This is a genomic window from Streptomyces flaveolus (genome assembly GCF_000716535.1).
Taxonomy (GTDB): Bacteria; Actinomycetota; Actinomycetes; order Streptomycetales; family Streptomycetaceae; genus Streptomyces; species Streptomyces flaveolus_A.
Genome location: NZ_JNWV01000059.1, coordinates 22613 through 37248, shown reverse-complemented (window position 1 = coordinate 37248; position 14636 = coordinate 22613). Strand labels below are relative to the sequence as shown.

Genomic DNA, 14636 nt, shown 5'->3' with positions numbered 1-14636 from the left:
GTGGTGTGCCATTCCGGGACCGCGTTGTCGACCAGCGGGCCGATGAGGGACTCGAAGATCTCGTCGACCGGTTCGCCGGCCCGCATCGCCCGCCGGAGGCCGGCACGGGCCTGCTCGTCGGCTTCGAGGCGCTGTTCGGAAGTGAAGTGCACGGTCGTGCTTTTCGGGAGTGCTCTTGAACGGCGCTCCCGGACGACCTATCGCCCGACCGTGACCCCGGAGGGGAGCACCGATGTCGATACGTTCACGGGTACCACCTCCTCGCTCTCTCGCACGGCCTCCCGGGGACTAGCAACGCCCAGCCGTGGCCCGCCCACGGGTTTTCCCGGGTTCACGCCTCGTCGCGATGAGTGAGGTGGCCGTCGGCGAGCCGCCAGTAGTGCTGATGGGGAGTCAGTCGCCCGGTCTCGTCGGCGTCGATCGCCCGCGTGATCCATTCGCGGAGTTGTGGGAGGGCCCGCGCGCGCAGAACGCTCGCACGTGTGGGGACCTCGACACGGGACCCCGTTTCACGTGTCTGTGACGAACACTTGGGAGCGAGCTTGCGGTGGGGCTCCGGGCGGGCGGGCGTGTGCGGGTACAGGAACGGCCCGGCACCGCGGGCGCGGTGCCGGGCCGTGGGGGCACTGGCGTCAGTGGCCTCGGCGGCGGTGGGTGGTGGTCAGTGGCGGTCGACGGTGGTGCGGCCGTAGCGTCGCTGGAAGCGTTCCACCCGGCCGGCGGTGTCCGTCGTACTTGCGCAGGACCAGCCGGTCGGGGTCGTTCAGACGGTTCTTCCGGGTCACGTAGGTGACTCCGGTGCCGGCCGTCGACTTCAGCTTGACGACGGGGCGTGTGGTGCTGCGTGCCATGAGGGACTCCTTCCGCCGACCGCCCGAGCCGATTGACTCGAACATGTCAGACGGTTCTCTCAACACCGCCACCCCCTGCCGCATTCCCGGCCCTCACCCCCCCCGCGGACCCCGATCACCGCCCGCTCCCGGGCCGCCCGCACCGCCGCCGACAGGCGTCCGCTGCCGGCCGGCGGCACGTGAGGGCGCTCAGAACCGCGCGGGCAGGAAGTCCAGGGCCTTGATCGTCTCACCGGCGAGGTCGGCCGTGGCGGCGGGCCGTTCGGTCGCCCACCACACGTGTCCGTCGGGCCGCAGCAGTGCCGCGGTCACGCCGGCCCAGCGGTCCCCGCCGGTGGTGGACAGCCGGCTGCGGTGCACCGCGACGCCGGCCGCCGCCGCCCGTTCGGCCACCTCGCCGGGGACCGGGGTGTCACCCATGGCCAGCAGCACCGGACGGCCGTCGTGCAGCAACGGGAGGATGCCCAGGCCCTCGGGGTCGTGGGCCCGGACGCCGGTGAGGGGGTGGGCGTCCGCGTCGGCCGGCGGGTAGGCCGTGTCGAGCCCCGACAGCTTGCCGGCCAGCATCCTGGAGAAGTGCGGATCGTCGGCGATCGCGTCGCTCAGCAGGGACCGCAGCGCGGTGACGTCCGGGGTGAGACCCGTGATCAGCGCGCTCTGCGCCAGCGTGTGCTCCGCCAGCTCCTCGCCCACCGGGTGCCGTTCCGAGTGGTAGGTGTCGAGCAACTCCGAGGCGGCCCTGCCCTGTGCGACGGCGGCGAGTTTCCAGCCGAGGTTCATGGCGTCCTGGAGCCCGACGTTGAGACCGACCCCGCCCGCGGGGAAGTGGCTGTGCGCGGCGTCCCCGGCCAGCAGCACCCGGCCGGCGCGGTAGGAGGCGGCCAGGCGCGTGGCGTTGCCGAACCGGGTCAACCAGGACGGGTCGCGCATGCCGAAGTCCGTGCCGGCGATGCGCCGTGCGGCGTCCCGGAGTTCGTCGAGCGTCAGCGGATCGCGGCGCTGGTTGAGCGGGTCGTACCCGGTGACGCGGTACCCGCCGTCCGGCAGCGGCACCACCAGGAGGCGACCGGCCTCGTTCAGGGCCTGGAACCCGGCCGGCGGCGGACTGTCCAGCACGACCTCGCCCAGGTACGCGTACGCGGAGGTTCCGGCCCCGGGGAAGTCGACGCCCGCCTGCCGGCGCACGGTGCTGCGGGTGCCGTCGGCGCCGACGACGTACTCGGCGGACACCTCGTAGGTGCCGGCGGGGCCCCGGACCTGGAGGGTGACGGCAGTGTCGTCCTGGGCCAGGGAGACCACCGCGTGACCCCGCCGGACCTCCGCGCCCGACTCGACCGCGTACCGCTCCAGCAGTTCCTCGGTGGCCGACTGCGGGAAGGCCAGCATGAACGGGAAGGGCGTGGGCAGCGCCCGGAAGTCCAGACGGTGGTCCAACATGCCGAAGTGCCAGTTCGGGATGGGCCGGCCGCCGGCCAGGAACGCCTCGTGACGCCCGCGCATGGCCAGCACCTCGATCGTGCGGGGATGCACACCCAGGGCCCTGGAATGCGGGCTGCGCTGCTCCGCCCGCTCCAGGACGAGGGGCCGTACGCCCGCGAGGGCCAGTTCCCGAGCAATCCACAGGCCGACGGGGCCGCCGCCGACGACGACCACCTGGTGACGCGTGGGCTCCCTGTCTTCGGACATGCCGTCTCAGCTCCTGACGAGTAGATGCGCCGTCGGGTCTCACTGACCAGGCGGTCATTTAGGAGCGTACGACGCTCGAGCCTTAATGACCAGTTGGTCACTAAGACGCCGGGCGCGCTCGCATACCTACGTTGGGCAGACGCCCGCGACCTCAGGGCGTACTGCGACAGGGCGGTCCCGTTGGCTCACTCCGGCCAGCGCCCCACCGCGGTCAGCCATGCGATGCCCGGGTTCAGCCAGGCCGGGAACCTCCGCGTCATCGCCTCGAAGTAGTCGGCCCGGCCGGTGGCACCGGCGAAGACCTCCGCGGCCGCGTGCAGGTAGTCGCGGGTTTCGTCGATGACGGAGGCCGGGTCGTCGCGCTCGGGATTCTTGTGCCCGGCCACGACGGTGGCCGGGTCGAGGGCGGCCACGGCGTCGATCGCGCCGAGCCAGCTGTCGATGCCGTGGGCGCCGGCCTCGGAGAGGTACTGGTGCACCTGGTTGTAGACGACGTTGCCACCGACGACCAGGTCCAGGGACGGCACGTGCAGGAACGTCGTGTGATCGGTGTCGGTGTGCCCGACGGCACGGGGCACGAGCGGCCGCCCGTACACCTGGAGGCCGCCTTCCGGGACGGCCTCGGCGATGACTGGGGTGTCGCCGATCAGGCCGGGAATCGCCGCTCTTCAGAAGGGGTTCGGCCGGCCGCCGGGGGTGGTCCGCTCCATCTCCGCGATCGTCTCGGCCGTGGCCCACACCTTCAGGTCCGGGAACCGCTCACGCACGGGCGCCGTCGCGTACCAGTGGTCGCCGTGCGCGTGCGTGACGTAGACGCCGGTGATCGTACGGTCGAAACCGGCGGCCCCCTCCGCGACGGCGGCCTCCTGCTCCGTGGTCAGCCCCGGGTCGACCAGGACGGCCTCGCGGGGGGCCGTAGACGAGTGTCGTGGACAGCGGGGACCAGAGCAGCGGGCCACCGTCCGGCCGGGGCGGCAGGGCGCCCGGTGCCAGCGGCTGCATCTGACTGACGTGTACGGCATGGGCCAAGGACGTCATCGTTGTACCTCTCACCTGTGTCACGGGGGAGGGGAGCCGGCGCTGCCGCGTTCCCCTCCGTGCGTTTCCCTCCGTGCGGGTCGTCCACGACCGGCCGCCGCTCGCCTGCTGCCGCCAGGGGCGTGAACGGCTGCTGAGGGACGGGAACGAGCCGTTGGGGCAGCCCTTTTGCCTCAACACGCCGGTCCGTCATGCCCGTTGGTCAACTCATGCGTCCGATCAGTTAGTTGGAATATCAAACTGAATGGATCTGTTGACCTGAACAGCGACTCTGGGGTGGGAGGACAGCGATCGTGAACAGAACACTCAGTCCTGACCGGGAAGGCGTGCCGGTGGAGACGTGGCCGTTGGCAGGCGCCTGCCGGGTGATCAGCCTTGCCGGTTCCGGCCGGGCGGAGCAGCTGGCCCGTGAAGAGGTGCGGAACACCTGCTCGGAGTTCCTCGGAGCGAGGTTGCCGGACGCGCTCCTCGTCGTGACCGAGCTGGTGGCGAACGCCGTCTCCCACACGGCCGGTGTCCGGGGCCTGATGCTCCACCACGACCGGAACGCCACCTCGCTGACGGTCTTCGACCGGGGCGGGACGACGAACTGGCCGCGCGCGGCGGAGGCGGACCCCCTGGCCGAGTCCGGCCGGGGCCTGCACCTCGTCACCGCCCTCGCCGACTCCTGGCACGCCCGCCCGGCACTCGAAGGCAAGGCGGTCACCGCCGTCTTCCGCACCGGCACCACGGAGGCGGAGTCGGACTGACCGCCGGTCCCGCCACGGCGGCGGCCCCGACACCTCGGGTCAGCGGTTCCGGGACGGTTGTGCAGCCGGCGGTTCGCCGGTGGTCAGCACCTCCTGCGGTTGTCGGACGACATGTGGTGGATGCCGGATGTGTGCCGCCGGTTCGCGTAATTTTTGTCGGTGTACGACATCGGTGAGCAGAACGCGGGGAAGTCCTTGCCCCGGACGCCGGCGAGCAGGCGGCGCAGGCTGCCCAGGATGCCGATCCGGTCGAGTGCGGCCTTGAAGCCGGGATATCCCCTGCCCTTTTCGGAAAGGATCCCCCTTTCCACCGCCGCACCACCGTGCCTGACGATCACGGCCTCGGACGCTCGCGCGGCGGACTGACCACCAAGCCGCACCTTGCGGTCGAGTAGGGCCAGAAGCCTTTTTCCCTGCTCGTGACCGGCGGACAGAGGCACGACAGTCCGCAGTTCCAGCCTGTGCTGGAGGGCATCCGGGTGCCCCGCATTGGTCCGGGCCGGCCCCGCACCAAGCCGGACAAGGTTCGTGCCGTTAAGGCCCACGGCTCTCGCGCCACGCGACATGACAAGCTCGCCGTCCGTTACGAGGCGACCGTACTGGTCGCAGCCATCAACGAGTGGCTATGACCAGCAGCCGTCCCAGCAGGGCCTGTCCAGTTGATCCTCCCGGACTCCCATCGAGTCGGACGCGGGTCACGGACCACCCGACTCGTCGGGCTCGACCACTCGGAAGCGTTCTGCAACGACAAGGGTGTCGTCATCAATGACTGGGGTGTGTCCCAGATACCCGCTCACGCCATCGCTCTGGAAGAACTCTTCGTGCGCTGCCCGCCACTCCGCCACGTCGGAGTAGCCGCGTCCCTCCGCTCGCGCGAAGTCGTCGTCGATCTCCTTCATGGGAACGACGCGCACGTCGACGAGCTCGATCGTGACGGCCGGACGACCTTCGGAATCAAGCACCCAGAATCGCTGTCCGGCCTCCGGTACTGCCTCGCCGGCGTGTTCGTAGATCTCCAGGAGACCCGTGAGCGCGGTCTTCTGACCGCTCAGGATCGCCGCCAAACCACGGTCACGTTCCGGACCCGGGAAGGCGAGTTCAAGAGTCGGAAGAGCGTCATGTCCCATCGAGCGAGGTTATGAAGCCCGGCCGCGTTGATCAAGGGCCACCGCTCCGCCCGCTCCCGAACCCACAGCAGGCACTTTCACAACACGCCCCAGTAGAAGTCGGACGTCCCCGGCTCGTGCTTGCCGTCCTCGAAGGGCTTGCCAGTGCCCGTGTACACCGCCCCGGGTTCCAAGAACAGAAGGGCCGTGCGGGGCGGGCGTACGCCCGCCCCGCACGACCGGTCGGCCGCACCTGTCGCGGCCTGAGTGATCGGCACCTACGGCGTGGTCACGGTGTGACGGCGACCGCGTCGAACTGGTTGATCGCTGACTGGCTCACGTCATGGGACGTGGAGAAGATTCCGGCGACCTGCTTGGCTGCGCCCGAGGTCAATGTCACGGGCTGTCCGATCGCGACAAAGTTCGCGCCGTCGTAGGAGTACGAGGCGCCGAACGAGGTTCCGGACCGGGTGAGTTTCACCCAGACGGGGCGGAAGACGTCGACAGCGGCGCGGGCATCGGCGTCCAGATATCCGTCGCCGTCGGTGTCCCACTGGAACACGACGCCGTTGCGAGCGGTCACCGCGACGACGGCATACCCGGCGGACCTCCCCGCCTTGGTCATGTCGTTGCGGACCATGACACCGGACTTGGCCCAGGGATTGGCGTCGTTGACTGCGACGACTCGGGCGGAGACGCTCGAACCGGCCCCCAGGGCACCGGCCCGGTAGACCGAACCGAACTGGTCGTCACGCTGATCGCCCGCACCCCATACGTCGGCGCCGGCCGCCGCGATCCCGAATCCGCCCCCGCTCTGGCCGAAGTAGGGGCTGACAGCCGAACCACCGGCGGTGGCGAAGCCGGCTGCCACTGGTGCGTCGACGTCGCATCCGCTGAAGCCGAACTGGTTCGCGTTGAGCGATGTCCGGAACTGCGGCGCGACCCCCGCCTGGCAGATGACCTCTCGTGCGCCCGCGGGCCAGTTGGCCCCGGAGACCTTGACGTTGTTGATCAGCTTGTTGTTGTGCGCCGCGGCGTTCGGCGTCGAGGCGCCACCCGAGTTGTACCAGTTGTTCTGGATGACGTTGTCGCTGGTGTTGTTGCGGAGGCTGTATGCGTTGGTGAAGAGGAAGGATCCGCCCTGGACCACGTTGTTCTCATAGGTCATCGAGCGCGAGCCCTCGTCGAGGTAGAGGCCGACTCCTGAGATGTTGAACAGGTAGTTCTTGGCGACCACGGTTCCCGGGCTGGCGGAGAGGTTGTAGACCGACCCGCCGTCGGCGAAACGTGCCTTCGTGTTGTGCACGAGGTTGCCCTCGATGCGGTTGTTCTTGAGCGTGGTCGGCGTCGTGTACAGCGTGTTCCACTTGTAGTAGCCACGGTCGACGTAGTCGTTCGACCCTCCGGCGTCGTTGATGCCCCAGCCGTAGCCGGTGTCGATGCCGTCGTAGGGGACGTTGGAGACCTCGTTGTGCAGGATGCGGGCGTCTGTGACGTAGGTGCTGAGGATGCCGCTGTTGTCCTTGTAGTCCACCGCCACGCGGTTGATCGTGTTGTCGGCGATCAGGATGTCCCGGTTGGTCATTCTCGGGTCGCCGGGGTGGTGCGCGTCGGGCAGTACGCCGCCGACCGCTATGCCGTGACCGCTGTTCTCCGTGAACCGGTTGCCGACGACGTCGATGTCGCTGGCGCCCAGTCCGACGCCGGTCCGCGTGGCGTTGGCGTCATTTCCGATGCCCAGCGCAGACTGACCCAGGTTGGTGAACGTGTTGCCGGTGAACGAGATGCGGCTGGCGGCGGAGACCTGGACGGCGGCGGGCTCCTGGTACCAGCTGGTGCGCGCTCGTTCGAACATCTCGCAGCCGCGCGAGCAGCTGGTGAAGGCGTCGGCGGGGCGGTACTTGTAGGCGCCCTTGATGAAGAGGCCGTTCTGCTGGTCCGCGTACCCGTCGGTCGAGGGGCCGAGCCAGGAGGTCCCGGAGAACTGGATGCCGTCGAAGGCGAGACCGGTCACCGGCCTGTCATACGTCCCGCCGATGCTGATCAGTGTCTCCAGTTGGGGAAGCTCGATGTCGAGCCGGTTGGGGTCGACCCCGTCCGCAGGCTTGTAGTAGAGCTTCCCGGCACCCGGATCCACGTACCACTGGCCGACCTGGGTGAGGAACTTCAGCGAGTTGTCGAGATACCAGCTCGGTCCGGCCAGGAACGAGTTCTGGACGGTGTCCCAGCCCCACGTGTTGTTGTCCCACGCCGGTTGCGCCATCGTGATCTCGCTGCCGCTGATGCTCTGAACCGGCGAGTAGCGGTTCGTGAAGTCGCCGAGGGACTCGAACTCGATGCGCTCCTGATCGGGGAGCGTGGCGAGGTAGTTCAGTGCCGGGTTCTTGATGGTGAGTCCGGTTGCGGTGGGGGTGACGTCCGTGTTGGCCAGCCGGATGGCGGCGCGAGGTGCGATCACGCCGTTCACATAGAGCTGGCGGGTGTCGAGGCCGCGGGGGGTGTCCGCCTCCCAGATGCCCGCGCCTGCCTCGGACTTGGACCATCGGGTGACCTTCTTGGCACCGGTGATGACGGGGTGGGCGTCCGGGGCGGCGGTCCAGTGGATGGTGTGGTTGCCGCCGCCGTCGCCGGGTCCGAACCGGAGGGGCTCGGAAAGGCGATAGGTGCCGTCGGCGAGCTGAACGCTCACGTCACCCTGCTTGGCCGCCGGGCGGGCGACGTGCTGAGCGCGCTCGAGTGAGCACGGCTGCGACGGGCTGCAGGGTCCGGAGTCCTTCCCGTCCGGCGCCGCGAAGTACACCGTCCGGGGCGCGGCCTGCGCCTGGAGGGGAATGAGTGCTGATGCGATGGCGGCGCAGGTGCCGAGCGTCGCGAGGAGTCCCGCCCTGCGCCTCCATCGAGCGCTCACCGAGCGTGTCGAGTCTGACGTCGATGTCATGTTCGATCGCTTCCTGTGACTGGGGCCTTGAGGCCCGCCACAGGGTTAGCATACGTATGATGTTTGCGACAAGATTCGTACGATGTTTAGTTGAGGCCCTGGAGTTCTAGCCCGTGCGGGCGGGGTCCGGAACGAGTCCCGTGAAGTGCAGTTCCTCCCACAGCGCCTCCGGGATCACCGCCCGATACCGCGCGACATTGCTGCGCACGTGCTCAGCGGTGCGCATTCCGGTCACCACCGAGGTGACCGCGGGATGGCGCAGCGGGTAGTGGATGGCGGCGGCGGGAAGCTCGACGCCGTGCCGCTCGCAGATGGCTGCGATGCGGGCGGCGCGGTCGACGACGGACCGCGGCGCTGCCCCGTAGTCGTAGTACGCCGAGCCGTCCACGGCCGTAGTGCTCAACAACCCGGAGTTGTAGACCGCCGCGGCGACGACGCCGACGCCGCGCGCATGGGCGGCGGGCAGCAGGTCGTCCAGGGCCGATTGATCGAGAAGGGTGAACCGCCCGGCGACCATGACCACATCGACGTCGGTCCGCCTCACGAACTCGGTCAGCATGGCCGCCTGGTTCATGCCGGCACCGATGGCGCCGACGACGCCCTGGTCCCGGAGCTCGGTCAGTGCGGTGATCCCGCTCGACGATGCCGGCCCCCAGTGGTCGTCCGGATCGTGCAGGTAGGCGATGTCGAGCCGGTCGGTCCCGAGCCGCGCAAGCGACTCCTCCACGGAACGAAGGATCCCGTCGCGGCTGAAGTCCCAGACCCGTCTCATCGTCGCCGGCACGACGAACCCGTCGTCGTCGAGCCGGTCAGCCGTGTCCGGGCTGTCGACGAGCAGACGCCCGACCTTCGAGGAGATGACCACACCTTGTCGAGGGGTCGCACGCAGGGCGTGCCCCAGGCGCCGTTCGGACAGCCCGAGGCCGTAATGCGGCGCTGTGTCGAGGTAGCGGATCCCCTCCTCGGCTGCGGTTCTGACGGCGCGACACGACTCGTCGTCGGTCGTCTCGGTGAACAGATTGCCGAACTGGGCTGCGCCCAGGCCCAGTTCCGTGAGCCGGTGCCCGGTGCGCAGGCTCCGGACGGGCAGCGTCTTTTCCGTGGGCGCGTGGTCGCGCGGCGGTTGCTTGCTGGTCACGAGGTCGAGTTCTACCATGACAGCATACGTATGATGTTTCCTGTTAGGTTGTGTCACCCCTGTGGGCCGGTGCGGCCTGCGACATGGCGAGAGGGAGTCGATCGGTATGTTGGCGGCAAGCTACGCGGGCGCCCGCAAAATGACGGTCGAGGAGCGGGAACCGGTCGAGCCGAGTGCGGGGGAGGTGCGCATCGCCGTTGCCTACGTCGGAATCTGCGGCACGGACCTTCACGTGTTCCATGGGGACATGGACGGTCGGGTCAGCAGGCCGGCGACGATCGGACACGAGATGTCGGGCACCATCGTCGCCCTCGGCGCCGGCGTGGAGGGCTGGTCGGAGGGCGATGCGGTGACTGTCATGCCACTGGCCTGGGACGGCACCTGCCCGGCCTGCCGTGCGGGGAACGAGCACATCTGCCAGAACCTGGACTTCATAGGCATCGACAGCCCGGGAGCCCTTCAGGAGTACTGGAATGTGCCGGCGTCGACACTCGTGCGGCTGCCCTCGGACATCTCGCTGCGCAACGCCGCGCTCGTGGAGCCCGTCGCGGTGGCCGTTCACGACGTACGACGATCCGGACTCGCCGCAGGCGACAAGGCGGTCGTCATCGGTGCGGGCCCGATCGGCGTGCTGATCGCGATCGTTGCCGCCGCGTTCGGCGCCGAGGTCGTGGTCGCCGAGGTCGACGCGACCCGGCGGGCCGCCGCCGAGAAGATGGGGCTGACGACGCTGGACGCGTCGTCGGCCGACCAGGTCTCCTGGGTGGAGGAGTGGACGGACGGCGCCGGAGCGGACGTCGTGTTCGAAGTCTCCGGTTCGGCCGCCGCCGTGCTCGGCGCCACCAGTCTGGCGAAGGTCCGCGGCACGCTCGTGGTGGTGGCCATCCACTCGCAACCGCGGCCGATCGACCTGCACCGCGTGTTCTGGCGGGAACTGACGTTGCTCGGTGCACGGGTCTACCAACGCCACGACTTCGAGCGCGCCATCGAGCTCTTGGCCGAGGGAGCCATCCCGGCCGAGCAGCTCATCACGGGCGTCGTGCCCCTGCGAGAGGTCGAATCGGCCTTCGGCCTCCTCGAGACCGGGCGGGCGATGAAGCTGCTCGTCGAGGTGAGCGCGTCATGAACCCGTACGATCTGACCGGGCGCCTGGCCGTCGTGACGGGGGTCAAGCGTGGAATCGGATTCGCCGTCGCCGAGGCTCTGGCCGCCGCGGGCGCCGACATCGTCGGACTCTCCGCCACCCTCGATCCGGCCTCATCGGCGATCGGCGACCGCGTGCGCCGGCTCGGCCGTGAGTTCTCCGGACACCGCGTCGACTTCGCGGACCGGCGGCAGGTGACCCGCTTCGCCGAGGAACTCGCCGCAGGCGAGCGGCCGGTGGACATCCTGGTCAACAACGCCGGGACCATCCGCCGCGCTCCCGCGGCCGAGCATCCCCTGGAATGGTTCGACGAAGTACTCGAAGTCGATCTCACCAGCACCTTCGTACTCAGCCAGGTTCTCGGGCGGCGGATGCTGGAGGCACAGTACGGGCGCATCGTCTTCACCGCCTCCCTGCTCTCGTTCCAGGGCGGGATCAATGTACCGGGCTATGCGGCCGCCAAGTCCGGCGTGGCGGGACTGGTCCGGGCGCTCTCGAACGAGTGGGCCGGACGCGGCGTGACCGTCAACGGCATCGCCCCGGGTTACATCGCGACCGACAACACCCAGGCCCTTCGGGACGACCCCGACCGGTCCCGCGCGATCCTCGAACGGATCCCGGCAGGGCGGTGGGGAACGGCGGAGGACATCGCCGGTGCCGCTGTCTTCTTGGCGTCGGACGCCGCGCGCTACGTCTCCGGCGCGATCCTGCCGGTCGACGGTGGCTGGCTCGGCCGATGAGGCCCTGACGCCACGGGGGTGCGGTTCCACCGGCCCCGAAGCGCCGGCGGCCTCCGGACCGTGGAGGGCGTCGGCGCCCACGCGGCGCCGGTGTACCACGAGGCGGGCCGCCGAGGACCTCGCATGCGCCGGCGCGTCGGACGAGCGCGAGCAGACGGCCACCGCACGGCCGCGTCGTCACCCGCCCCGAGGGATCACCGGCGCCATCGCTGCCGCAGCCGTTCGGTGTTCCGGACAGCGGGCAAGGCAGGTGCCGACAGGGTCGCGCGGCGCGTTCCGGGCCATGGGGGGCGGCTCGAGCAGCGCGTCGGTGCTCAGCCGGTGTGACGCGCTCCAGGACCATCGCCGTGTGCGGGGCGTCCCGAGCGAGGTGGGCCGGGGCGCCGACCTCCGACGGGCGAGGGCGGGGAGACCGACGGCTGTGACCGTGCCGGTACACAGGGCGCGCGGCGCGTTCCGGGTCGTGGCCACCGCACCGCAGGCGTGGCGCCAATTCGTGGCGCGCCTCCCGCAGTCGGGGAGTGGGTACCGGCCCTGGACACCCGTGTCCGGCCACTCACCCCGGCTCTCTGACCCGCCGGCGCCACCGACGGCGACCGGCCGCTCCCCCCTGCCCTGTGACCGGCCGTCACCATCGACGGCGACCGGCCACGACTCACTCCGCGTCCGTCATGAGCGGCTCGATCCCGCGCGGGCGGGACGGAGTTGGGCCGCCTCCTGATGGCGGGTCGGCCTCAGCAGCCCCCGAGCTGCCGAGAGGCCCTGCCTCCCTGCCCGCAGACGAGGGCGATCACGAGGACCGCACCGGCCACAGCAGCTCGCAGCAAGACGTATCGAGCTCGTGACAAACATAATACGTATGCTCTACAGTCCTCGGCGCGGAGTCGTCAACGAAGTCGACAGGACAAGGGACATCTCATGGTCGGAATCCACACCGGGGCGCGTTCACGCCGCAGGGCGTCGACCGTCGCCGTGACGGGCGTAGCAACGGCCCTCCTCGCCCTCGCTGGTTGCGGCAGCGGAGGAAGCGCGGCGAACGGGAAGTACGGCTTTCCCGAGGCCAAGCAGGAGGCATCCTCGACGATCACCGTCTGGGTGGACGCGGACCGACAGGCTGCCGCGAAGGCCTTCCAGGCAGCGAACCCTGACGTGAGGATCAAGGTCGTCACCTATGACGGGTCGGCCAACGGGTCCAACTCCTTCCGGACGAAGATGCAGCTCTTCGATCGCGCCGGCAGTGGCTGGCCGGATGTCGTCTTCTCCAGCCAGAACAACGATGCGGCGTGGGCCAGCCAGAAGAGCGGCGGCAAGCAGGCGTTCGCGGCCGTGCTGGACAAGGGCCTGGTCCCGAAGGAGACGCTCGGCAATTTCACCAAGGGCTCGCTCGATCCCTGCACGGTGGACGGCCGCGTGTACTGCCTGCGCAACGACCTCGCCCAGACGGTGCTCTGGTACAACAAGCCCCTGCTGGAGAAGTTCGGCTACGCCCTCCCGACCACGTGGGAGGAGTACCAGGCGCTCGGGGAGAAGGTCGCTGAGGAGCACCCCGGCTACGTCATCGGGACGGCCGGCGATGCCTGGACGCCCGAGGTCTACATGTGGGCGAGCAAGTGCCAGGCCAATGACGTGACCGGCCCCAAGTCCGTCACCGTGAACACCGGTTCGCCCGAATGCAAGCGTGCGGCCTCGATGCTGGACACCCTCCGCGACAAAGGGACCGTACCGGTGGTCAGCGTGTTCACCCCTGAGTTCTTGAAGAAGTACTCCGGCAAGGTGCTGATGATGCCGGGGCCGGCGTGGTACGCCGGTGCGATCTTCCACAACCCTGAATCGCTCGACGTTCCGGCCGGACAGCTCGGCGTTGCCGCGCCGTTGACGTGGAAGGGCGAGAGCGAGGCTGTGACGGGGAACGTGGGTGGCGGAACCTGGTTCATCTCCAGCCATTCGAAGAACCTCAAGGCTGCCCAGAAGTTCGTGCAGTTCGTCACCACTGCCGACGAGTACCAGGTCGATGCCGCGCCGGGTTACCCGGCGTACGCCCCCGCAGCCGAGAAGTGGGTCGCCAAGCAGGAGGCGAGCAAGTACTACGCCACCTCGCTGCAGCCGGTGGTGACCGCTGCGTCGCGGGTCTGGGGTGGTTGGGGGTACCCCACGTTCAGCCAGGAGGCGATCTGGGCGAAGACGATCACCCCGGGTATCACCGGCGGCAAGTCGATCGCGGACCTGCTCCCGACGTGGCAGACGGCGATCGAGAACCAAGCCAAGGTCAACGGATACGTGGTGAAGTGAGATGACCGTCGCTCCATCGAGTGACCAGGCGACCGTCGACGCCCCGGAGGGTCGGCGGTCACGCCGGGACGGCGACAGGCCGGCCGGTCGCGCCGTCGCCCACAGTCCGATCGACTACGTCTTCGTCTCGCCCTACGCGTTGCTCACGATCGCCTTCGGGATCGTTCCCTCGCTCTACGCGGTACTGCTGGCCTTCACCAACGCCGACGGTGGATTCGCGGGGTTCGACAACTTCACCAAGGTCATCGACGACTTCCGGTTCTGGCCGGCTGTGCTGCACGTGACCTTCTATCTCGTCTTCTGGCTTCTCGGGCTGGTCGTCTTCGTCGTCGGTCTGGCGTTGATGGTCCATGCCATCGGCGTCCGGTGGGTGAGCACGACCCTTCGCTTCGTCTACTACCTGCCCGGCGCGCTCGCGGGGGCGTCCAGCGTCCTGTTGTGGCTCTTCGTCCTCGATCCGACCGCGAGCCCGGTCAGCGGTCTGCTCAGTGCGATGGGGTTCGACAGCTTCGTGCAGGTGATTCAGCCGGGCCATCTTCCGGCCATCTTCGCCATCATCGCGTTCTGGACCGGAGCCGGCGGGTGGATCATCATCATGTACGGCGCCCTCAACAACATCAGCACCGAGGTGATCGAGGCCGCCCGTATCGACGGTGCGAACGCCGTCCAGATCGCGTTGCGGATCCAGGTTCCGATGCTGCGCAAGTGGGTCGCGTACATGGGCGTCATGTCGCTCGCGGCCGGCACTCAGCTGTTCGTCGAGCCACAGCTGCTCAGCCAGGCCAGTAACGCGGTGGTTCCCAACGACTACTCGCTCAACCAACTGGCCTATCAGTACGCGTTCCAGCAGAACGACTTCAACGGCGCGGCCGCGATCTCGTTGATCCTGCTGGTCGTCGCACTTCTGCTGTCCTGGGTGTTCGTGACCCGTGGCGGCCTCTTCGAGAAGGAATGACC

13 protein-coding genes and 3 pseudogenes are annotated in these 14636 nt (G+C 69.0%); 6 read left to right on the top strand and 10 right to left on the bottom strand.

Going from position 1 to position 14636, the window contains the following annotated elements; translation table 11 throughout:
- From OO52_RS53510 to OO52_RS53500, 5 genes and pseudogenes are all read right to left on the bottom strand, one after another.
- Positions 1 to 131: pseudogene (locus OO52_RS53510) on the bottom strand (alpha/beta hydrolase); the annotation flags it as partial.
- 597 nt (positions 132 to 728) lie between these two features.
- Positions 729 to 851, bottom strand: a pseudogene (gene rpmG, locus OO52_RS42075) (50S ribosomal protein L33); the annotation flags it as partial.
- Positions 852 to 1040: 189 nt separating this feature from the next.
- Entirely contained in the window at positions 1041 to 2537 is a 1497-nt protein-coding gene (locus OO52_RS42070) for an FAD-dependent monooxygenase (RefSeq protein WP_030653108.1), read from the bottom strand.
- 185 nt (positions 2538 to 2722) lie between these two features.
- Positions 2723 to 3115 (bottom strand): hypothetical protein, encoded by a 393-nt coding sequence (locus tag OO52_RS53505; RefSeq protein WP_234339953.1) that lies wholly within the window; start codon positions 3113 to 3115, stop codon positions 2723 to 2725.
- A gap of 90 nt (positions 3116 to 3205) precedes the next feature.
- Entirely contained in the window at positions 3206 to 3559 is a 354-nt protein-coding gene (locus tag OO52_RS53500; RefSeq protein WP_234339952.1) for an MBL fold metallo-hydrolase, read from the bottom strand.
- 309 nt (positions 3560 to 3868) lie between these two features.
- Here OO52_RS53500 and OO52_RS42060 point away from each other — a divergent pair, with 309 nt between their 5' ends.
- Positions 3869 to 4324, top strand: coding sequence for an ATP-binding protein (locus tag OO52_RS42060; protein ID WP_234317151.1), 456 nt, complete (start codon positions 3869 to 3871; stop codon positions 4322 to 4324).
- A gap of 83 nt (positions 4325 to 4407) precedes the next feature.
- On the opposite strand, the gene OO52_RS51210 is transcribed toward OO52_RS42060, so the two are convergent.
- A complete protein-coding gene (locus tag OO52_RS51210; RefSeq protein ID WP_030653102.1) occupies positions 4408 to 4764 on the bottom strand; it encodes a hypothetical protein in 357 nt (118 codons plus the stop codon).
- Between OO52_RS51210 and OO52_RS53495 the strand changes: the two are divergent.
- Positions 4645 to 4953 (top strand): annotated as a pseudogene (locus tag OO52_RS53495) (transposase); the annotation flags it as partial. The gene OO52_RS51210 and the pseudogene OO52_RS53495 overlap by 120 nt on opposite strands.
- Positions 4954 to 5019: 66 nt before the next feature.
- Here the strand turns inward: OO52_RS53495 and OO52_RS42050 are convergent.
- The 4 genes from OO52_RS42050 to OO52_RS42040 all read right to left on the bottom strand — a co-directional run bounded on the left by OO52_RS42050 (position 5020) and on the right by OO52_RS42040 (position 9524).
- Positions 5020 to 5451, bottom strand: a complete 432-nt coding sequence (locus tag OO52_RS42050) for an ASCH domain-containing protein (protein WP_030653099.1) — start codon at positions 5449 to 5451, stop codon at positions 5020 to 5022.
- 77 nt (positions 5452 to 5528) lie between these two features.
- Positions 5529 to 5708, bottom strand: a complete 180-nt coding sequence (locus tag OO52_RS51205; protein ID WP_030653096.1) for a hypothetical protein — start codon at positions 5706 to 5708, stop codon at positions 5529 to 5531.
- A gap of 11 nt (positions 5709 to 5719) precedes the next feature.
- Complete coding sequence (locus OO52_RS42045) at positions 5720 to 8119, bottom strand: right-handed parallel beta-helix repeat-containing protein (protein WP_199820055.1); 2400 nt, start codon at positions 8117 to 8119, stop codon at positions 5720 to 5722.
- 355 nt (positions 8120 to 8474) lie between these two features.
- Positions 8475 to 9524, bottom strand: coding sequence for an aldo/keto reductase (locus OO52_RS42040; protein ID WP_078877472.1), 1050 nt, complete (start codon positions 9522 to 9524; stop codon positions 8475 to 8477).
- A gap of 88 nt (positions 9525 to 9612) precedes the next feature.
- Here OO52_RS42040 and OO52_RS42035 point away from each other — a divergent pair, with 88 nt between their 5' ends.
- The 4 genes from OO52_RS42035 (at position 9613) to OO52_RS42020 (ending at position 14634) form a co-directional block, all read left to right on the top strand.
- Positions 9613 to 10632 (top strand): (R,R)-butanediol dehydrogenase, encoded by a 1020-nt coding sequence (locus tag OO52_RS42035; RefSeq protein ID WP_030653087.1) that lies wholly within the window; start codon positions 9613 to 9615, stop codon positions 10630 to 10632.
- Positions 10629 to 11390 carry an SDR family oxidoreductase gene (locus tag OO52_RS42030; RefSeq protein WP_030653085.1) on the top strand — a complete coding sequence of 254 codons (762 nt, stop codon included), beginning with the start codon at positions 10629 to 10631 and terminating at the stop codon, positions 11388 to 11390. The genes OO52_RS42035 and OO52_RS42030 overlap by 4 nt, the downstream gene beginning before the upstream one ends.
- Positions 11391 to 12308: 918 nt before the next feature.
- On the top strand, positions 12309 to 13679 hold the full coding sequence (locus tag OO52_RS42025; protein WP_030653083.1) for an ABC transporter substrate-binding protein: 1371 nt from the start codon (positions 12309 to 12311) through the stop codon (positions 13677 to 13679).
- A 1-nt stretch (position 13680) separates the two neighbouring features.
- Entirely contained in the window at positions 13681 to 14634 is a 954-nt protein-coding gene (locus OO52_RS42020; RefSeq protein WP_030653080.1) for a carbohydrate ABC transporter permease, read from the top strand.
- The last annotated feature ends 2 nt before the right edge of the window (positions 14635 to 14636 follow it).